Below are 20,489 nucleotides of genomic sequence, written 5' to 3' on the forward strand. Positions count from 1 at the left end.
TTTTCTTCTATTTTAATTCCTTCATGCCTACGGGGTCCATATCATCGTAACGTTTGTTGTCACCGGCCATACTCCAGATGAAAGTATAGTTGTGTGTACCTACGCCGCTGTGAATCGACCAGCTTGGGGAAATGACAGCCTGCTCATTGTGCATTACGATATGGCGGGTTTCAGTCGGCTCACCCATCAGGTGGAACACGATGGAATCATCCGGCAGATCGAAGTAGAAGTAGGCTTCCATCCGGCGCGGGTGAGTGTGGGACGGCATTGTATTCCACATGCTGCCCGGTTTGAGCTGCGTCATACCCATTACCAGCTGAGCGCTCTGGACGCCGTTAGTATGGATGAAACGGTGAATGGTGCGTTCGTTGGAATTTTCCAGACCGCCGAGTGCGCCGGATTCGGATTCTTCCAGAGTAGTCTTGGTAGTAGGGTAGGACTGGTGTGCCGGAGCGGAGTTCAGATAGAACTTGGCAGGCTTGGCGCTGTCAGCGCTTTTGAATACAACATCCTTCGCGCCTTGTCCCACATACAGACACTCTTTGAAACCGATCTCATATTCAGTACCGTCTACAACGATCGAACCCTGGCCGCCGACATTGATAACACCCAGCTCGCGGCGCTCCAGGAAGTAAGTTACCCCAAGCTCCTTCAAGTCAGTGGTGAGTACCACATCTTCATTTACCGGATTGGCACCGCCCACGATCATGCGGTCTTCGTGAGTCAGAACAAGCTTCAGCTCATCCGGAGCAAAAATAACCGGGATGTGGAACTCTTTGCGCAGGCGCTCTGTGTCAAACTGCTTTACTTCATTCGGGTGTGATGCAAAACGTCTTTCCATTACGTATTCAATCCCCTTCGCTGACGTATTTTCGTTCGTATAGGTACAATTTAATCCATTTACGTTCATTTGGCAAGAGATAATCTTTTTTAGTCTGTTTATTTTAGTTTATTTATTGCTTTTTGTGATTGCCATATGAATGGAAAGCGTGCACAATAGGATGGAAATAATACCCTGGGAGGGGAAAATGATGACGGCTAAGCTACACTATAAATTAGATAATCCTTATGCGCACAGACAACGGGAGATCATTCAAAAGGTGGCACTCGAGGCACAGGCGCTGCCGCTGCTGGATAGCGGTCTCTGGTTTCACGATGACGTCCGCAATAACTTCTATTATGCTTCCTATCTGTTCGCGGCTGCTGTAGATGATTCGCTGCTTCCGGAAGCAGAGCGGGAGCAGGCCCGGCAGAAAGCGGAGGCGGTGCTGCTGGAAACCGTGCTGCTGCAGAACCGGCAGCCGGGAACCCGCCTGTACGGCCACTGGCCGCTTGGCCTGAATCCGCTGCCGCGCGAAGCTGCACCGCATGAGCTGCCGGTAGAAATTATGGGCAGCCTGCTGGTCTGGTTCTGCAGGCAGTACAACGGCCTGCTGAGCGCTGCGCTCAGAGTAGCTTTGCATACAGCAACCGGGCATATTTACCGCAGCGGCTTTTTCCGTAAAGAGGTGGTGCATTACGGGCACCACGAAGCCAAATATACAGCCGCCAAGCTGATCTTCGGCCAGCTGTTCGGAGACGAGGAGCTGCGCGCAGACGGTATTGCCAGTCTGGAACAGACACTCAGCCATATACGGGCAAAGGGGATGCCGGAATACGGCAGTCTGCCGTGGTTCTGGCATTGGGTGCAGGCGTTCACCTGCGCCTGGGAGCTTGAGGCGGACAGCGGAGTCCGGGCATTGCTTGGAGAGATGCTAGACTACCTCTGGCAGTTGCGGAGTGACTTTTATCTGCGCGGTGCCTGGGTCGGCGCACACTCCCGCGGCTGGCCGCATGATGTGCCGGCTGACCGCAACGTGCTGCATGATTATGTGCAGTTCGGCGATTTCCCGCTAAGCGGGAGTATGCCGCGTACAGAATATGCCGGATTTCTGTTCTACGAGGCTCCGGCGCAGGCACGGCAAGCGGCATTAAACCGCCGCGAACCTGTAGCAGTGAAGAAGCTTATGCAAAAAGTAAATCCCGGCGAGTCTCAAGAGCAGCCATTGCTGCATTCATACGCTTATATTACAGACGCGTATGCGGCAGGCGGCCTGTGGGAACGGGTTGAGGAATTTGATAATGAGCAGCTCCGCTGGGCTTATTCACTGCCGGTCAGCGGGGAAGGGGAAGTCAACCGGCTGTATTTCTTCCATCCGGGCGAAGGCTACCATGCAGGCGATCCCCGCCATCAGAGCCCGTATATGGAAGTGCTGTATCATAAGGGGACGGTCCTGTCATTGTTCCCTGTGCCAGAAGGTGCAGAGAACACGATTGTAGGCGTGCTGCCGAAGGGAGATTGGCTGGAGCAGGAACAGGCGCTTTACGGCCTGGTCCGGGGCGTTTATTTTGCTGTCTGGCTGTCCCGGGCGTATCAGCTGACCAGCCGGGAGGATTATTTGGATGTAACAGCGGCAGGAATGCCGGGCGGTGTAGCGGTTGAAGCTTTAGCAGCAGCCGAGGCAGCGGAAAAAGGCATCAGCAGCCTGGCTGAGTTTGCCGCTGCTCTGTCAGCTCGTAAGCCGGTGTTCTCGGCTGGATCTGTACTCTCGGTAGAATACACTAGCCTTAGTAGTGATCTGCTCCGGCTTGAAGCCGGTTCAGTTAAAGGGCCGGCAGCTTCAATTAACGGCAAACCAGTAAGCCGGGAAGACTATAAGGTATAGTTATAGCAACGGCTTAATATTTGATAACGCACCCTACAAATGCTCTCCTTTTCGGGAGAATATCTCACTTTACTGTTTCGTTCCTATGATGCGGTACGTTAGTTGGATTTTCGCCACCTAATTTCAATGTTTCTTACTATTAATCGGCACTAGTTGGAAAAACGCCACTTATTTCGGGCTGTAAGCCCTGCTGGGTGTAAAATATGTGGAATTAAGATGCGTTTTTCCACTTGTTTCTTGCTTTCCGATAGTTTGCTAAGAATTAGGTGGCGAATTTACAATTAGTTTGATTAGCAATAGCCTTAAATGGAGCAATCCCACTCTGATTCGGAGGAATCCAGATGACTGCCAGACTACAGAAAGTGCCGGACGGGCTTTACAGCAACGTTTGAACGCCATTACAAGCATACAGCAGATGAAGTCTGGGCTTACCTGACGGACAATAGGCTGCTGTCCAGGTGGTTTCCTGAGCTTAGGGCCGGTGAGCTGTGCATTGGCGGAAGCATGACGTTTGATATGGGAGACGGGATATATGAGATGATGGGCATCTCGGATTACGAGCCTGCCGCTGTGCTGGAGTATGCCTGGGGTGAGGATAAGGTCAGATTTGAGCTTGAAGCCGAGCCGGGAGGCTGCATGCTGCGGCTAATTGAAGCGATAAGTATAATCAAGGATCACACCCCAAGGACCTGGCCGGCTGGCATGTCTGTCTGGATGTTATAGGAGCACTGCTGGAGGGGAAAGGTTTTGGCAACCGCAAGCAAGCATGGGAAGAACAGTATGAGGTGTATACCGGACAGGTTGAGCGGGTGCGAAATAGCTGAATAGGGGTTTATAAAAAGCTGCCCGGCCGGGCAGCTTTTTGCGTGCCTGGCAGCACGTCGAATCCCTTTACAGGCGAGTATGAAAGAAAATAAAATGTATTCACATATATGTGATAAATTTACTTAAAAGCATCTGTACAATCCTGAAAAAGGATTTATAGTGGAAGTTAGGTTGACTCCTGCGGAAAAATGTTTTTCGCAGCAATATGCATTTCTAAGTATAAGGAGGGATGCGATGAACGATGAATAACTGTTGTCCGTAAATACAGCAAGAATGACATGGAATGCTACAGCTGCAGTGGCTACTGAAAAAATAAAAAATAATCTGGAGGTTAATGTTAACGTGAAAATAAAAAAGAGATTTTCTTTCACTGCATGTCTTGCGCTTTCTGCTGTAATCGCTTTTGGCGGCTTGCAATGGGGTATACCCTCAGTACATGCGGCAAACGTCTTCAGTGATGATTTTGAGTCCGGCAGCGCCGGCAATTGGACCAGCACGACAGGTACCTGGTCAGTAGTAAAAGACGGCAGCTCTTATGTATATTATCAATCCGGCAGTTCAGAAGGCCGCACCTCGGCAGGCAGCGGCTCCTGGGCCGACTATAGCGTTAAGGCTGATGTCAAAATCGATAATTTTAACGGCACTAACCGTACGTATGTGTGCGGCCGTTACAAGGACGGGAACAATTACTATGCCGCCTCCATCTCCAATTCGAATGGGGGAACACTGGAAATCCGCAAAAAGTTCGGCGGCGAAAGCACTACACTTGCAACGAAGACCGGCTTCTCGATCACGACTGGAACAGTGTACAACATCCGGCTGGAACTAGCCGGGGATTCGATCAGCATGTATGTGAATAATGTGCTGCAATTAAATGCACACGATAACAATTTAACCTCCGGCGGAGTTGGATTGATTGCCTACAAGACGGCTGCCAAATTTGACAATGTAATTGTAAGCGATACCACGGCGACTCCTACATCCACGCCAACCGCTACAACGGCACCAACCAGCAATCCGACAGCAGCGCCTACACCGACTGCAACTCCTTCGGCAACAGCGACAACAGAGCCCACTCCTGCGCCTACCGCTGTCCCGACTGCAACTCCGGTTTCCGGTGCGCTTTATGTTGCGGCTAACGGTGCTGCAGGCAATGCCGGTACGATTGGAAGCCCGACTACACTGCAATCTGCATTGACCCGGGTTGCTGCAGGCGGAACGATCTACCTGCGCGGCGGCACTTATTCCTTCTCTTCACCAGTGACGATCGAGCGGGACAACAGCGGCACCGCCAGCGCGCGCAAGACCATCGTTGCCTATGGAAGTGAAAAGCCGGTTTTTGATTTCTCCGCCCAAGCCTTTGCATCCTCGGAACGCGGTTTACAGATTTTTGGGCATTACTGGCATGTAAAAGGACTTGAAGTCAAGGGAGCCGGAGATAACGGGATCTTTATCGGCGGTAACTACAACATTATCGAAAATGTAGAGACGCATCATAACCGGGATTCCGGCCTGCAAATCAGCCGTTATGCCTCGTCTGCCGCCAGCATGAGCGAATGGCCGAGCTACAATCAGATTATCGGCGTATATTCCCATGACAATTTTGACCCGGATAACGGGGAGGATGCGGACGGATTTGCCGCCAAGCTGACGATTGGCCCCGGTAACGTGTTTGATAAATGTATAGCAGCCTGGAATACCGATGACGGATGGGACCTGTACACCAAGACGGATACCGGCCCTATCGGCGTAGTAACCATTAAGAATAGCATTGCTTACAAAAACGGCCAAACCTCCGACGGCAACACCACCACAGACAGTGACGGCAACGGCTTCAAACTGGGCGGGGAATCCATCTCCGTGAACCATATTGTAACGAACAGCATAGCCTGCCAGAACAAAAAGCACGGCTTCACCTATAACAGCAACCCCGGCTCCATCAAAATAACCAACAATACATCCTGGAACAATGGCGGAAGCAACTTTGCTTTTGATGCAGGTACCCATGTCTTCACGAATAACCTGAGCTTTGCCGGATCCTCGAGCGACAAGACAAGCGGAACGGATGTTTCCAGCACTAACGTATGGTGGAAGAATAACGCCAGCACCAACGCCAAGGGTCTTGTAGCGAGCAGTGCCGATTTCGTGAGCCTGACTCCTTCGGTTATCCGGAATGCTGACGGCTCATTCAGCCTTGGAAATTTCCTGAAGCTGGCCTCAGGCAGCGATTTGATCGGTTCCGGTACACCAGCCGGCACTAACATCGGAGCCACCATTCAATAGTTTATACCATAACGCTGTATTCAGAGGAACCGGACTGCCGTCCGGTTCCTTTTTGCTGCACTGCGGGTTGCTGCCCGGGGAGTACATGTTATAATATTTAGGAGCATTCATTATCGCTGCTGAACAGTTGCTAAAAGGAATCCCAGGAATGGCTTAATGGAGGTAAAGCGTGGCAAAAGCGAAAGTGGCCAAACGGCCGACGAGAGATGAGTTTGTGCTGGAGGAGCTAGGCAACCAGCTGACAGAAGCAATGCAGGAGGAGTCAGTCATTCTGCTGACCGTATGGGGAAAAGAAGAAGAGGTGCGCGGACAGATTACCGGCATGGACTCACGGACCGGGAAGGTGCATGTCAGCTCTAACGGGGAACTGCACAAGGTTCCGTTTATGGATATTATGGCAGTGAATTATCCGCGTGATTAGCCGGGAAAGACAGCTTAACCGGATGACGATTCCAATAACTGAACCTTTGGGCAACCAAGGGTTTTTGTTATTGTCCGGCAGCAGCAGGTGAAGGACGCAGGTAAAAAGCCCTGATTCTCAATAAGCGGGAAACGGAGATAGGCAGAGTCTGGTTTTATTATAGACTGTGAACGGTACGTGTTATAATAGCTTTTATACATAATCAGCGGGTTACTAATCTATAAAATGTCACAGGGCAGAAAAGGGAGGGGAACATGCAGACCGGCAAAACCAACGCGCTGCGGATGCTGGATGCCAAGGGCATACGCTATGAGGTGCATCATTATGATAACGAGGACGGGGCGATTCACGGAACCGCAGTGGCCGAGAAGATCGGTCTTGATCCGGACACAGTCTTTAAGACTCTGGTGGCACACAACGGACCCAATCTGTATGTGTTCGTCATTCCGGTAGGCGGGGAGCTGGATCTGAAGAAGGCAGCCAAGGCTGCGGGAGAGAAAAAGATTGAGATGCTTCCTATGAAAGATCTGCTGAAGTGGACAGGGTACATCCGGGGCGGCTGCTCGCCGGTCGGGATGAAGAAGCTGTATCCGACCTTTATTGAGGAAAGCGCGGAGCTATATGATACGATTGCGGTTAGTGCAGGCAAAATCGGCATGCAGATGGAGCTGGACCCGCAGGAGCTGGCCGGCATGACAGAAGCCGTATTTTACGATCTGGTCAAATAGGACGCAGGACACAAAAAAGCAGTGGCGAGGGGGAATTCCTTTGGCCACTGCTTTTTATTTGGCCCGCTGCCGGAGCCATATTTCCGGGGCGGATGCGAGTCAGGCTGTCTATAACCTGGCTGCCAGCAGGCCAAGGTATTCCTTCAGCGCGACTCCGGTAGACTCCATCGATCCGGGTGAAGGAAACAGCTTGGCGAGGGAGAAAGAGCCCGTGCGGCTGATCCTATAATCGCTAGGGTAAGCTTGCGGAGATAACCCGGCGCTGCGGAATTCCTCCATGCCGCGCGCGATATGGAAGGCGGAGGTGACCAGCACCGGGCGGCTGAGCCCGTGCTCCTTCATCAGCGCTGCGGTAAACTCGGCGTTCTGCTCGGTGTTGAGCGACTGGTTCTCGGTCAGGATATCCTCTGCCGGAATGCCAAGGCCAATCAGCTGGCGCTTCGCAATGTCCGCTTCATTGCCGCTGTCGGCGAACACCTGGCCGCCGGTGAACAGCAGCGGCAGGCCGGTTTCCCTGTATAACCGGGCTGCGGTCAGCAGCCGGTTAGCCGCGGGCCCATACAGATTGCCCTCACCGTCAATATCCGGCGTTCCGCTTGTCGCCCCGCCGCCCAAGACGACGATCACATCGCCGTCGATCCGGGAGGGCGGACTGTATTTACGTTCCAGGCTGCCCATCAGCAGATTTGACATCAGCGGTGTCATAGACAGGTAGAGCAGCACGGTAATAATCAGCATAGTGACGGCCGGACGGCGGTTTTTGCGCCAGATCCAGAGTGCAGCCGCAGTCAGCAGCAGGACGAACAGGCCCGGCGGCAGAATGAAGCTGTAGAGGAATTTAATGAAATAGATCAGAAAGATGACCGCCTTTCCTTTTTGGTACAAGTATACAAGCTGCAGCTTGATTGTGCCATGCGGCCGCAAGGAGAGGGGAACAGACGGTTACGGACAGCCCGCTTAAAAAACTGCGGTTTTCCATTAAAAAGCTGCATCTGCCCTGCCGGGTTTCTGTGGTACAGTAGTGGTGGGGCAATCCCGGAAGCGGCAGCAAGATGTCATATACACGGAGGAACAAGCATGAACAGAAGCATACGTGTTGTACTGGCCGATGATGAGCCGGTCATTCTTCGCGGGCTCAAAAAACTGATCGCCTGGGAGTCGCTCGGCCTTGAAATCGTCGGGGAAGCAAGTGACGGAATTGAGCTGAAGACGCTGATTGACAGCGCTGCTCCCGATCTGATCATCAGTGACATTAGCATGCCGGGTTATACAGGCATTGATATTATACGCGGGATTCATGAATCAGGCCGCTCCATCAAGGTAGTGTTCATCAGTGCCTATCAGGAGTTCGCCTATGCCCGGCAGGCGCTGCAGTACGGTGCGGTGGACTATCTGCTTAAACCGGTCAATACCGGTCAGCTGGAGCAGGCGGCAGGCAAGGCAGCCGCGCTGATCCGCCAGGAATCAGAGGAGGAGCGGAACAAGGAGAGGCTGAAATCCTATGAACGCAAAAATGTCTCCGGCACGATTGAAGAGCTGCTGGAGCAGCTGACGGACGGCAACAAGGGGGCTGCAGTCACGCTGGCCCGGCTGGGGAACACGGCCATTACCCGCTTTGCTACCGTTTGTGCAGTGGAGATCGATGAATACAGCGGCGGCTCCTCCCGCTGGGAGGAGCATGAACGCAAGCTGGTAGAATTCGCGCTCAGCAATATTATCAAAGAGACGGTCGAAAGCAGCGGCAGCGGATATGTGTTCCGCAAGGGGGAACGGCTGTGTATGCTGCTGCAGCATGAGCAGGCTGAACAGCCGCTTGCTCTGATGATTGATCTGCACCAGAAGATCAACAGCTATCTCAAGCTGCAGGTGACCATCGGCGTGGGCCTGCCGGGAGGCGGAATGGAGGAGGCGGACGAATCATACCGCAGCGCCTTGAAAGCGCTCAAATCGAAATATTTCTGCGGCTTGAACCGGGTTATCGCTGATGACGGCGCAGCTGGGGCTCCGACTACCCTGTCCTCGCCGGCCATCCTGGCGGATACTCAGCTGTCGCTGATAGAAGCGCTGAAGATGCTGGAGAAGGAGACTGCCGCCGGCCGTTGCAAAGAGCTGCTTGACCAGGTGGAACAGCTCTCCGGCGGCAGCCCCGCCCAGGCGGTATCGCACATCTACAATACGGTGCTCCAGCTGGAGCAGGAGCTTGCCGAATACAGTGCAGATGCAGCCGCCCAGCAGGGCCCCAGCCCGCTGCTGCTGGAGCAGCTTACTGCAGCTCCGACCTATGCCGCGCTGGGGGCCGCTTTCTGCAGTGTGGTACAGCAGCTGTTCGACCAGCTGGCCGGCAGGCTGAGCGGCAAAGAAATGCCTCAGCTGCTCCAGGTCAAAGCTTATGTAGACGAGCATTACGCCGAGAATATTACGCTAGAATCCATGGCCGCGATGCTGTACATGAACCCGTATTATTTCAGCAGCTTTTTCAAGAAGCATACCGGCCAGAACTTCAAGCACTATTTAACGGAGGTAAGGCTGAACCATGCCCGCCGGCTGCTGCTCCAGAGCAATCTGATGATCTATGAAATCGCCGAGCTGGTCGGCTATAACAATGCCCGTCATTTCAGCGATATGTTCAAGAAGAAATTCGGCAGGCTGCCGCAGGAGTATAAGCAGTCCTGGAAGCCTTGACGGCATGATAATAGAGTATAAGGGGGAGTAAGCGTGCTGAACCGGGGGAGGAGCAGCAGTATTTTCGTCAAATTTTCGGCATCCTTTCTGCTGGTCGGGCTGATTCCGCTGCTGGCGCTCAGCTTTTTTTCCGTTAAGACCTTTTCCGGTTATGTGGAGCGCTATACGGCCAGCAATCTGCAGCAGATGGTGCTGTATATGGGCTATAATCTGAATTCGGCGTTTAACCAGTACAATGAAATCTCCAAGCTGATGTACACCGGCCGTTACGACGGATACATCGACAGCTACAGCCGCAACCAGACTGCGAATGTCAATGAGCTGGGGCAGATTAATGCCATCCCGATTGACAGCTTCCTCAAAACGCTGCTGTTCAGCGATTCCTATATTACCGGTGTGCAGTTTGTAAGGAGTGCGGACGGCAAGGTATACTCGCAGCAGAAGGAGAACCGCTCGCTGGTGAAGGGCGACTTCGCCCGGCCTGAGTGGCTGGCAGCCATGGCTAAAGATCCGGCCAAAGCAGCGGTATTTCCGGCACATGCGGATGATTACTTTTTTGATTCACACAAAACCGTGTTTACCATCGGCCGCAACCTGATCGATACCTCGGGCAGAGTGTCCCGGGAGCCCAAGGTGGTTGGGACCCTTTTCTTAGACATCGACACCTCGCTGTTCCAGCAGTTTATCGGGGAGCTCAGCCTCGGCGCCAAGGATGAGCTGTACCTGCTGGACGGCAAGGGCAGGGTGTATTTCAGCAATCAGGATATGACTCCGGGGGCAGTAGTACAGCCCGTGCTGGATGATAAGGAGCGGATCACACTCAGTCAGGAGATCCCTTTTCTGGACGGGCAGATTATCGCCGGAATCCACCGCGGCAGCCTGTTCGAGCAGCTGCTGTCAGCAAGGATGACCGTATATACCGCCATCGCAATCTGCGCGGTTGTGATGATTGTAATGGGGGCGTGGTTTTCCCGCCGCCTGGCGGCACCGATCCGGGAGCTGATCAGGCAGATGACGGTGGTGGAGTCCGGCAACCTTGATACCCAGCTGACAGTGAACAGCAACGATGAGATGGGCAGGCTGGCCCATGGGTTTAACCGGATGGTGGAGCGCCTCAAAATTCATATCGACGAAGCCTATGTGGCCCAGATCAAGCAGAAGCAGACCGAGCTGAACGCGCTGAAAAGCCAGATCCGGCCGCATTATCTCTACAACACCCTGGAAGTTATCCGCATGAATGCAGTGGATAAGGAGGCCGGGGAAGTGGCGGATATGATTCTGGCACTCTCGGATCAGCTGAAGTATGTGATTGATTACGGGGAGGACCGGGTCAGCCTCGGCAGCGAGCTTATGCATCTCCATAATTATTTCTACATTATTTCCGTCCGGTATGAAAACAGGTATACGCTTCAGCAGGAGATTCCGCAGGATATTGATTTGAACTGGCCGGTACTGAAGCTGTCGCTGCAGCCGGTGGTCGAGAATGCTGTCCAGCATGGTCTGCGCCAGAAGGGCAAAGGAACAATAGGCATCACGGTTGAGCGTAGAGGGCAGATAATGGCTGTCACCATTTATGATGACGGCATCGGCATGAGCCGGGAGACACTGGCACAGCTTCACAGGAATCTGGAAGACCCCGCCGCCCCCAGCAAAAATGTAGGCCTGAAAAATGTCCATGAACGCATCCGTTCCAGCTTCGGGGATGAGTATGGCCTTACCGTCAGCAGCCGGGAGCATATCGGAACATCCGTTACCCTGCTGTTTCCTGTTATTGAACAAAGATCGTAGTCTACTGTAAGGGAGCGCAAGCGGGGTATGTACAAGATTAGCAAAAGACAAACGGCAACGGTTATACTCACCCTCGTAATCCTTGCATCCTGTAGCACGGGCCGCTCCGGGGATGATGGCGGGGGAGAGGAAGAATCTCTCCGGCCGGTCACCTTTTCCATTGCCTATGCTGCCGGAGATATGGCGACGACCCAGGCACTGAAGGCGGTTATTGCCGCCTATATGCAGACTCATCCCCATGTGACGATCAAGGACGTCAGTGAAATTTCCTCCAGCGCCTATCTGGACTGGCTGAAAATAAAGGATGCCGTCGGCGAGTTTCCCGATCTGCTGGAGATGCGTGATACAGAGGCTTTCGCCGCTGCAGGCAAAATTGCGCCGCTCCCGCAGGAGCTGGTGGAGCTCCTGGACCATCCTGTACAGGTGTACGGACAAGTGTGGAACGCTCCGCTGTATGAAACCCCGCCGCAGGGCATCATCTACAGCAAAAAAGCCTATGCGGCAGCCGGAATTACCAGTCTGCCGCAAACCTATGATGAGTTTCTGGACGTGCAGGAGAAGCTGAAGGCCTCCGGCATTACACCGCTGGTGGCCGGGGGAAAGGATCTGTTTCACCTGGGGTTCTGGATCAATAAATTTCTGATCGATAATGTGTATGCTGCTGATCCGGACTGGAACGCACAGAAAACGGCCGGCAAAGCCAGCTTTACCGATGCCAATGTAATCCAGGTAGTGAGCGACTTCAAACAGCTGTTCACCCGGTATGTTGATCCGGGCTGGCAGAATATCGGCGATAACCAGACTGTATCCTTCCTTGTGTCAGGTAAAGCAGCCCAGCTCTACTCGGGACCGTGGATGTTCTCGCCGATTGCTGCCGCAGATCCGGCTTTTGAATTCGGCTTCTATGCGGTGCCGGACCGCACCGGGCAGGTGAAGGTGACCGGTCTTCCTTCGCTCGCCGGCTGGTCCTTCTCGGCGGAAGCCGCCGGTGATCCGGTTAAGGCGGCAGCAATCACAGATTTCCTGCACTTCTTCTTCAGTCCTGAGCAGTACGGCACCTTTCTGGCGGCGATTAACGGGATTCCCGCCACCACAATCAAACCGGTATATCCAGTAAGTGAACCGATGCAGGAGGCTCTGCGTATTCTGGACGACCCGCAGACTGTGAAATCAAGGATGATCAACAACTGGTGGGGCGGCAATACCATTCCGCAGCAGTTCCGCAACTGGTACTACAAGCTGCTGGAGGAGCTCGTGGTCAGCAATGGAGATGTAAGCAGCGCAATGAAAGAAGCGGACCGGGAATACGACCGGCAGGCGCGGGAAGAGGGCTTGAAGGAATAGCAGAAATTCAGCTGAATAGCGGTCGCGTGAGGGAGATCTGCGGATCTCCCTCTTTTTTTGTCATAGAGATCTATTAAAATTACCGCATACAGAGCTTAAAAAACTGCATTCAACCCTTGAGTGCAGAATGCTATCCTGTAATCACAAGGAAACGCTTTCTAAGATGATGCGCACATCGGATACTGTTTCCCGCTATAATCCATCTTCAGTCACATAGGGGGTCTTGTTCACATGTATAAGAAATCAGTAACCGGATTGTCCGCAACCCTTCTGGCCGCAACGGCCATTCTGTCAGCTTGCGGAGGTAACAATAACGCTTCAAATACTGCTAACAACGGAAATAACACAACCGTAACCAATGCACCGGCGGCAACCACCGATACGAAAAAAGAAGTACAGTTCTCCATCGGCTATGCGTCCGGCGACCCGGCGACCAAAGAGGCGATTGCAGAAACCGTCAAGGCTTTCATGGAAGCCAATCCGAACGTCAAAATCAAAGACATCAGCGAAACGTCTTCAGCAGCATATTTGGACTGGCTCAAAACGAAAGATGCCGTCGGTGAATTCCCGGATCTCGTTGAAATCCGTGACACCCAGGTGTTTGCAGATGCCGGCAAAATCGTCGAGCTGCCTGCCGATCTGGCTGAGCTGTTCGACAATCCGCCGCAGGTAGACGGCAAGGTGTGGAATGCGCCGATGTCGGTAAACGTGCCGCAAGGCATTATCTACAGCAAAAAAGCGTATGCGGATGCCGGCATTACCGAGCTTCCCAAAACGTATGACGAGTTTCTCGCGATCCAGGAGAAGCTGAAAGCCAGCGGCATCACCCCGATTGTTGTCGGCGGCAAGGATATTTTCCATATGGGCTTCTGGGTGAACAAGTTCCTGATTGATGATGTGTACTCGAAGGACCCGGACTGGAACTCCAAGCGTACGGCCAAGACCGTCAGCTTCACGGACGCCAATGTTGTACAGGCGATGACAGACTTTAAAGACCTGTTCACTAACTATGTGGACAAAGGCTGGCTCAGTACCGGGGATAACCAGACGGCTTCCATTCTCGTAGCAGGCAAAGCGGCCCAGCTCTACTCCGGCACCTGGATGTTTACACAGATTCAGGAGGCAGATCCAAGCTTTGAATTCGGCTTCTATGCCATTCCTGACCGCGAAGGCAAAGTGAACGTAATCGGTCTTTCGTCGCCGGCCGGCTGGTCGCTCTCTGCTGAAGCTGCCAAGGATGCGGACAAAACAGAGGCAATCAAGGATTTTATCCGCTTCTTCTTTGCACCAGAGCAATACGCTAAATATCTGGCCAGCATCAACGCCATTCCTTCCACGAAAGAGAAGGTTACTTATGAAACTGGAGAACAGATGCAGGTAGCTCTTGATCTGATAGCCGACCCGAATGTCACCAAATCGCTGGCAATCAATAACTGGTGGGGTGACAACCTGATTCCTCCGCAGTTCCGCAACTGGTTCTACAAGCTGCTGCAGGATCTGGTCGTGAAGGACGAGAACGTCAGTGATTACATGAAGCAGGCAGATACCGAATATGACACACAGGTGAAAGCGAACCAGCAATAAGCAGCACCGGATTATAAGTAAAAAAAGAAAAGCTGCCCGGGGGAGGGAAGTCCTGCTACTTGAGCAGACCCTCTTGCCGGGGAGCGGCTCCGGGAGGGAGAGCATCCATGTCTACAGCATTGCAACAGACAGACAAGCCGCTTGCGGCGCTGAAGCCCAAGAAAAAGAAGCGGTGGCAGTCCTATGCGCTGATGTTTATTTTGCCGTCATTTCTTATCTATACGCTGTTTGTCATTGTACCGACAGCAGGCAGTATTTATCTCAGCTTCACCTCATGGGACGGTATCAGTGAAGACATGCGATATATCGGGTTCGCCAATTTCGTGGAAATCTGGCATAGCCCCCGCGTACACAATGCGCTGAAAAATACGCTGGTCATGACCATCAGCCTCGTTGTCCTGGAAAATATCGCAGCGATTGCCATGGCAATCCTGGTGGATAAGGTCCGCTGGTTCCGTAATCTGTTCAGAAGCATTTTTTATTTCCCGACACTGCTGAGCGGGATCGTAATGGGTTTTGTGTGGGCAATGATCCTGAATTATAATTTCGGCGTGTTCAATCAGATTCTTGATGCGGTCGGACTGGGCAGCTGGGTCGTTGACTGGCTGGGCAATCCGAAATACGCCATGCTTTCGATTATTCTGTCTACAGTCTGGAAAGGCGCGGGTTATTACATGATTATCTATCTGGCCGGGCTGCAGGGCATTCCGCCTGAGCTGAATGAAGCGGCCAGCATTGACGGGGCGAACGGCTTCCAGCAGTTCCGGCACATTACCTTCCCGCTGCTGGCCGGTTCAATGACGGTATGTATGGTACTGTCGATGATCAGCGCGCTGAAGATTTTTGACCAGATTGCGGTCATGACGGATGGAGGCCCGGGCTTTGAGACCGAGACATTGACCTATATTATTTATAAAGTCGGCTTTGGCGAGCTGCGGCAGGGCTTTGGTACGGCGCTGGCCATGGTGCTGTTCCTGATTATTATGCTAATCACGGTCATTCAAGTGAAATTCCTCCGGAAACGGGAGGTGCAGATGTAGCATGACTCTTCAGACGAAAAAAAGAATTGCTGAAATCCTGATGTTTATAGTCACGCTGATGCTGGCTGTCATTTTCTTTTTCCCGATTTTCTTCAATCTGATGTCGGCCTTCAAAAGCAACGCCGAAATCATGCGGGACGCGATTGCCTTTCCCAAAGGGCTTTACCTGGAAAGCTTCAAATATCTGCTGACCGAGACGGACTTTCCGCGCGCCATTCTGAACAGCCTGATTCTGACCCTGGTGTCAATCGTGGCCCAGGTGCTGATTATTCCGATGGCCGGCTATGCGATTGAGCGGCGTAACGCCCGCTGGACCAGGTTCATGTTCCTGTATTTCCTGGCCGGGATGATGATTCCGTTCCAGGCTTACATGATTCCACTGTTCAAGGAGCTGAGAATGTTCGGCTTGTACGGCAGTCTGGCCGGTCCGATTCTGGTCTATGTCGCCGGTGCTGTCGGCTTTGGCTGCCTGCTCTACACCAGCTTCGTTAAAGGCATTCCGCAGGAAATTGAAGAGGCGGCGGAAATTGACGGCTGCTCGCGCTACGGAATCTTCTGGCGGATCGTGTTCCCGCTGATGGGTCCGGTTACGGCCAGTATGGTGGTGCTGAACGGGCTGGGGATCTGGAATGACTTCCTGATGCCGATGCTGGTGCTGCCTTCAGGCGAGCCGAAGACGATGGTGGTGGAAATATACCGCTATATAGGAGAGTTCTCCTCACGCTGGGATATGATCTTTGCCGGAACGGCGATGTCGGTTGTGCCGGTGCTGATTGTGTTCGTCGCCCTGCAGAAATATTTCGTGAAGGGCATTGCGGCGGGAGCTACAAAGGGTTAAAAGTGTTCAGGGAACGTTCTTTATGAGGTTTGCCGCAGATATATGCAGAAAGACAAGAAATATAGTTCCACAAGAGCCCGCGCCCAGCGCGGGTTTTCTGTTTTAAGCCGAAAATGGACAAGTATAAAAAGGATTAAAATGTATCCGATTTATCCTAAGCAATAACTCAGCAAGTACAGATGTTCGAAATGGGGTCGAGCGCTTCAACCGATTTTCCGTATTTGCAGATGGCGCTGCAGTCGTTTCGTAAATCCGAAAATCGAATGTATGAGATAGGGCCACACTGCGTTCGCTGCAAAGAAGGACGGAGCAGTTGTGCACGCACTTCTTTTTCCCGTTTATCCGGGCAAATCAGATACAGCCTGGACGTTGCATTTCCTATGGATAATGATAAATCATGCAGTCTGAGAATTCCGGAGTAGATGGAGGTGCTCTTCTCAACTTCAAACCCCGAAACAATCTCATTACGTTCATTGAGCCAAAGAACATCGATAAAAGCGATCGTATCCGTAACAGATTTAGGGAGATCCATGGCTGGAAAAGCAGACAGGGAATACCGCCCTAAAGTCTCGTCCTGCCACTGTCTCTGATGATCGTTCTGGGCGATCCAGACGTTGTACCCAAAGGACCGTCCCAGTCTCGCCAAATACAGCTGCATTTCGGAATGTTCACTTTCTTCGTTAGTATCATTCAGCACCTCCAGATGCCGCTTATACCGCCCCTTTTCCCGTTTCTTATCCTCCTCTTGAAGAAACGCCTCAGCATTCCCGCTAACAATCAGGCGCCCGGAGCCTATTTCAAACAATAAGCCGGAAATGGCGCCCAGGTCCTTGGATAAGGATGAGCGGTAAGCCGTGTTGATGTCCAGCAATGTCTCGCGCATCTCCAAGTAAGCCGGCCAGGAGCCGAGCTTTATCTTACGATCCAGCAGGGAGTTAAACCCATTCACGATAGCTGTGTTGAACGGGGGGAAAAGTGTAGGATGCAAAAAATACAAGATATTAGCTACTGCAGGACCAAGGCCTTTGATATGGTATTGATCCAGTTTTACGATCTCAGTCAATATTTGCTTTTCATCAGAGGCCTGTAGCACGGCCTTCAAAAATCGGCCAAAAGCCAGCTGGTTCTCTTCATTTTCATAAATGTCGGGTATGCGCAGTTTAGGTTTCCAGTAAAACGCATGTGCAGCACCTTCAAAAACTTGTTTTTGTTCACAAATCGCCGCAAGAACATCCTCCAGTGGTGAGCCCTTAAAGTCGTTTCCAAAAACCTGTGTCTCTATTGCTTTTATAACATCGTTCACACCGGTTTTAATGGTCCGAAAAGCCTTTAACCGATCGCTGTTGTTTAAAAACCAGGTGTGATATACCGATTCCAGATCAGATTTATAATCCAGAATAAGCTGCTGTATCTCTCGGTTCATGTCGAGATCGCCTCCATACTTAAATCATATCTTGGATTATAATGTCGATTTAACAGAGTTGCTGTGCGATTTGTTCGTTTGATGTGACCCTCCTCTTGGACGAATGGATGGAAGAGCAGGAAACCTCCAGCCACAGCGCCACGGTTCTTCATCTCAAGCGATGAGCGAAGAAGAGATGATGGCCACGATGTATAACATTTATACGGTTAATGGGAAACCGGGTTCCTTAATCGATCCCTTGACGGCCAGTGTCTTGGGATACGATTCGCTTACGTTTGATAAATGCCGGATATCGCTCGCACGGCTCTTCAGGTCAAGACGGGGGAGTATGTCCAATTGACGCTTCAAAATGACGATACAGTAGACCATCCCATTCATATCCATGGTCATTTTGCCCAAGTGATCGAGCGAAATGGGGAACTGGTAAATACTCACCCATAAAAAGTAAAGAGGGTGCAAGAACTTTAATTAAGTTCTTCCACCCTCTGCTTCATTCACTCTTTAAAAAGAACCCCACTAATTTGGCATGATACGGATCAGTGATTGGATTGTCAACAGTAAATCAGACAACTTTTTTAAGGGCTTCTTGGCGATACTGAACAGGCGTTAGGTAACCCAATGTCCCATGAATACGATGCTTGTTGAACCAATTGACGTAATCGTATAACTCGATTTCCAAGTGCCGAAGACTATGAAATTCCATTTGGTTAACGAACTCGGTTTTCATGACTTTGTATGTCGCTTCGGCCACGGCATTGTCATAGGGACAAGCCTTCTTGCTGAGGGAGCGGCCGATTTCAAAGGTTAGTAGAAGCTCGTCCATCGTTTCATGTTAAACTCACTGCCACGGTCCGTGTGGAACCACTCGATTTGGCTCAGATCGCCGTTTACCGTAGCAAAGGCGCGGGAAACCAAAGCCGCATCCTTGTTTGGCCCTGCGCTGTGTCCCACAATTTCTCGATTGAACAGGTCAATGAGCACGCAAATATAGTGCCATTTGTTCTGAACCTTTACATAAGTCAGATCACTTACGACAAAGCGCCTAGCCTTCGTCTGCTCGAATTCACGGTTCAGTACATTCGCTGTAGCTGCGTCGTTACAAGCTGTCTTATGGGGCTTAAACTGCGCGACAGTATAGGTCGAGACTAACCCCTGCTCTTTCATGATTCGCCCAATACGGCGTCTGGATATCACCAATCCTTGTTCCTTCAACTTTACTTTGATTTTGCGTGTGCCGTAGGCTTTACGGTTCTTGTGGAAGATTTCCACAATCGCCGCACTCAGCTCATCTTCATTCTTTTCGTCCTTCGTTTCATAGTAGAACGTACTTTTTGCGATTTGCAGGACTTCGCACATTGCTGATACCGAGTATTTATCGCGGTTATTCCGGATGATAGCTACTTTCGTCCCATGATCAGCGCGGCTTGCTTTAGGATGTCAACCTCCATTTGAAGGCGTTGATTCTCTTTTCGCAAAGCCAGGAGTTCATTTTCTTCTTGGGACCGATTGTCTTTCTCTTTGAAGGAACCTGTGCTACTAGACTGCTTGATCCAGCGGTCCAGAGCAGAAGCTGTGAGGTCGTATTCCTCCACGATCGCAGCCCGTGATTTTCCATTCTCATAGAGTTGTACCATCTGATTCTTGAATTCTGCTGTAAACGTACGTCGTTGTTGTTTTGGCATTGTAGAGTTCCGCTCCTTAACTTGATAGGTTTATTCTACAAGCCCTTATTTTTTATGTCCAACTAAGTGTAGACGATCCATCTGCACAAGCTGCATGTAGAGCGACAATTTCGTTAGGGTGCCCCAGTCGTTTGATGGTATTATGTTTCATATAAGTTATAGCTTCTTCTTGTTGGGGGGCGCAATCACCTGGGGTTATAGAAAGCACCTTCACTCATTTTTCTCCAAAGAGGGCAACATCGCTATTAACATACCAAATTACAAAAAAAATCGACAATACAGTGGAGGACATGAAGGTTCTTATCTCCATCGGCATGATCGAGCAAGTAGAACATGAAGAGAATTTTTTATAATTAAGTCCTGTTGTATATAAGGAACCATCTGTTGGTTTACTATGAACTTCCTGATATTTAACATCATCAAGTGACTTGTCTTCCCGCCTTGCATTAGGAAGTTGGGGAGTTATTTCAGTTCACCTCGGTGTTTAGTAACAGTACAGATATCTGTAGGTCCTTGGATCTCAATCTTATACAAGACTTCAATTTACTTTATTATTCCTTATAACAGGAAGAGAGAAGTTGCTTATTTTAATATATCCGCAAATTGAACATCTCACATATGTTATTAGGATTTCGGAATATAAGGGGGATATATGGTCTGATGCAGAATTTTCTATGTACTTGTGAGAGAGGAGTAATACTGAATAAGATTGTCAGAGTATGGAGAGGAGTATGGAGTTAAACAGTGCGTCCAGAGGTGCTGAGCCCCACGCACATTTACTTCAGGCCGTGGTTTATGACTAGTAACTAGCATCTGAGTGCAAACTGTTTGATTTCTCTCAAAATATTATTGAGAAATCAATGATCTTTAATGTATTATGTGATACATAAGAAAACTAGAATGTGTCTGAAAACTAAATATTATGGTAAGATTTGAGAAAAACGAATGGAGCAGCAAACATGATTCAAAGACGGTACAAATTAAGCGATGAACAGTGGGATCAAATTAAGGATATGTTTCCACCCTACACAACAGGACGTCCGTCAAAATCAAATGAACGAACCATGTTTAACGCTTTTCTATGGATCGCTCGAAGTGGTGCTGCCTGGCGGGATCTACCGGAAGAACGCTATGGTTCATGGAAAA

The 20,489-nt window shown here is 51.1% G+C and carries 15 protein-coding genes and 2 pseudogenes; 13 read left to right on the forward strand and 4 right to left on the reverse strand.

The window, feature by feature from the left end; genetic code table 11:
* Positions 1-7: 7 nt before the first annotated feature.
* Complete coding sequence (kduI, locus tag M2108_RS28460) at positions 8-841, reverse strand: 5-dehydro-4-deoxy-D-glucuronate isomerase (RefSeq protein ID WP_277472767.1); 834 nt, start codon at positions 839-841, stop codon at positions 8-10.
* A 190-nt stretch (positions 842-1,031) separates the two neighbouring features.
* Between kduI and M2108_RS28465 the strand changes: the two genes are divergently transcribed.
* The 5 genes and pseudogenes from M2108_RS28465 to ybaK all read left to right on the forward strand — a co-directional run bounded on the left by M2108_RS28465 (position 1,032) and on the right by ybaK (position 6,962).
* Positions 1,032-2,705 carry a hypothetical protein gene (locus tag M2108_RS28465; protein WP_277472766.1) on the forward strand — a complete coding sequence of 558 codons (1,674 nt, stop codon included), beginning with the start codon at positions 1,032-1,034 and terminating at the stop codon, positions 2,703-2,705.
* Between the two features lie 450 nt (positions 2,706-3,155).
* Positions 3,156-3,428, forward strand: coding sequence for an SRPBCC family protein (locus M2108_RS31490; protein WP_346780625.1), 273 nt, complete (start codon positions 3,156-3,158; stop codon positions 3,426-3,428).
* 1,131 nt (positions 3,429-4,559) lie between these two features.
* Positions 4,560-5,813 (forward strand): annotated as a pseudogene (locus M2108_RS28475) (right-handed parallel beta-helix repeat-containing protein); the annotation flags it as partial.
* Between the two features lie 169 nt (positions 5,814-5,982).
* Positions 5,983-6,234 (forward strand): YolD-like family protein, encoded by a 252-nt coding sequence (locus M2108_RS28480; protein WP_277472764.1) that lies wholly within the window; start codon positions 5,983-5,985, stop codon positions 6,232-6,234.
* A 254-nt stretch (positions 6,235-6,488) separates the two neighbouring features.
* Positions 6,489-6,962: a Cys-tRNA(Pro) deacylase gene (ybaK, locus tag M2108_RS28485; RefSeq protein ID WP_277472763.1), complete on the forward strand. Its 474-nt coding sequence runs from the start codon at positions 6,489-6,491 to the stop codon at positions 6,960-6,962.
* Between the two features lie 108 nt (positions 6,963-7,070).
* On the opposite strand, the gene M2108_RS28490 is transcribed toward ybaK, so the two are convergent.
* Positions 7,071-7,817, reverse strand: a complete 747-nt coding sequence (locus tag M2108_RS28490; RefSeq protein WP_277472789.1) for a YdcF family protein — start codon at positions 7,815-7,817, stop codon at positions 7,071-7,073.
* Positions 7,818-8,039: 222 nt separating this feature from the next.
* Between M2108_RS28490 and M2108_RS28495 the strand changes: the two genes are divergently transcribed.
* The 6 genes from M2108_RS28495 (at position 8,040) to M2108_RS28520 (ending at position 16,238) form a co-directional block, all read left to right on the forward strand.
* Positions 8,040-9,644, forward strand: a complete 1,605-nt coding sequence (locus tag M2108_RS28495) for a response regulator (RefSeq protein ID WP_277472762.1) — start codon at positions 8,040-8,042, stop codon at positions 9,642-9,644.
* Positions 9,645-9,677: 33 nt separating this feature from the next.
* Entirely contained in the window at positions 9,678-11,432 is a 1,755-nt protein-coding gene (locus M2108_RS28500; protein ID WP_277472761.1) for a cache domain-containing sensor histidine kinase, read from the forward strand.
* Between the two features lie 27 nt (positions 11,433-11,459).
* Positions 11,460-12,776, forward strand: a complete 1,317-nt coding sequence (locus M2108_RS28505; protein ID WP_277472760.1) for an ABC transporter substrate-binding protein — start codon at positions 11,460-11,462, stop codon at positions 12,774-12,776.
* 231 nt (positions 12,777-13,007) lie between these two features.
* On the forward strand, positions 13,008-14,360 hold the full coding sequence (locus M2108_RS28510; RefSeq protein ID WP_277472759.1) for an ABC transporter substrate-binding protein: 1,353 nt from the start codon (positions 13,008-13,010) through the stop codon (positions 14,358-14,360).
* A 107-nt stretch (positions 14,361-14,467) separates the two neighbouring features.
* Positions 14,468-15,400 carry a carbohydrate ABC transporter permease gene (locus M2108_RS28515; protein WP_277472758.1) on the forward strand — a complete coding sequence of 311 codons (933 nt, stop codon included), beginning with the start codon at positions 14,468-14,470 and terminating at the stop codon, positions 15,398-15,400.
* Between the two features lies 1 nt (position 15,401).
* Positions 15,402-16,238: a carbohydrate ABC transporter permease gene (locus M2108_RS28520; RefSeq protein WP_277472757.1), complete on the forward strand. Its 837-nt coding sequence runs from the start codon at positions 15,402-15,404 to the stop codon at positions 16,236-16,238.
* 166 nt (positions 16,239-16,404) lie between these two features.
* Here the strand turns inward: M2108_RS28520 and M2108_RS28525 are convergent, their stop codons facing one another.
* A complete protein-coding gene (locus M2108_RS28525; RefSeq protein WP_277472756.1) occupies positions 16,405-17,661 on the reverse strand; it encodes a hypothetical protein in 1,257 nt (418 codons plus the stop codon).
* A gap of 282 nt (positions 17,662-17,943) precedes the next feature.
* Here M2108_RS28525 and M2108_RS31720 point away from each other — a divergent pair, with 282 nt between their 5' ends.
* Positions 17,944-18,102 carry a multicopper oxidase domain-containing protein gene (locus M2108_RS31720; RefSeq protein ID WP_481856961.1) on the forward strand — a complete coding sequence of 53 codons (159 nt, stop codon included), beginning with the start codon at positions 17,944-17,946 and terminating at the stop codon, positions 18,100-18,102.
* Between the two features lie 121 nt (positions 18,103-18,223).
* On the opposite strand, the pseudogene M2108_RS28530 reads toward M2108_RS31720, so the two are convergent.
* A pseudogene (locus tag M2108_RS28530) lies at positions 18,224-19,343 on the reverse strand (IS3 family transposase).
* Between the two features lie 959 nt (positions 19,344-20,302).
* Between M2108_RS28530 and M2108_RS28535 the strand changes: the two are divergent.
* Positions 20,303-20,489: transposase (locus M2108_RS28535; RefSeq protein ID WP_277472755.1), on the forward strand; the 187-nt coding region annotated here is incomplete at its 3' end.

The organism is Paenibacillus sp. PastM-3, assembly GCF_029893965.1.
GTDB lineage: Bacteria > Bacillota > Bacilli > Paenibacillales > Paenibacillaceae > Paenibacillus_AQ.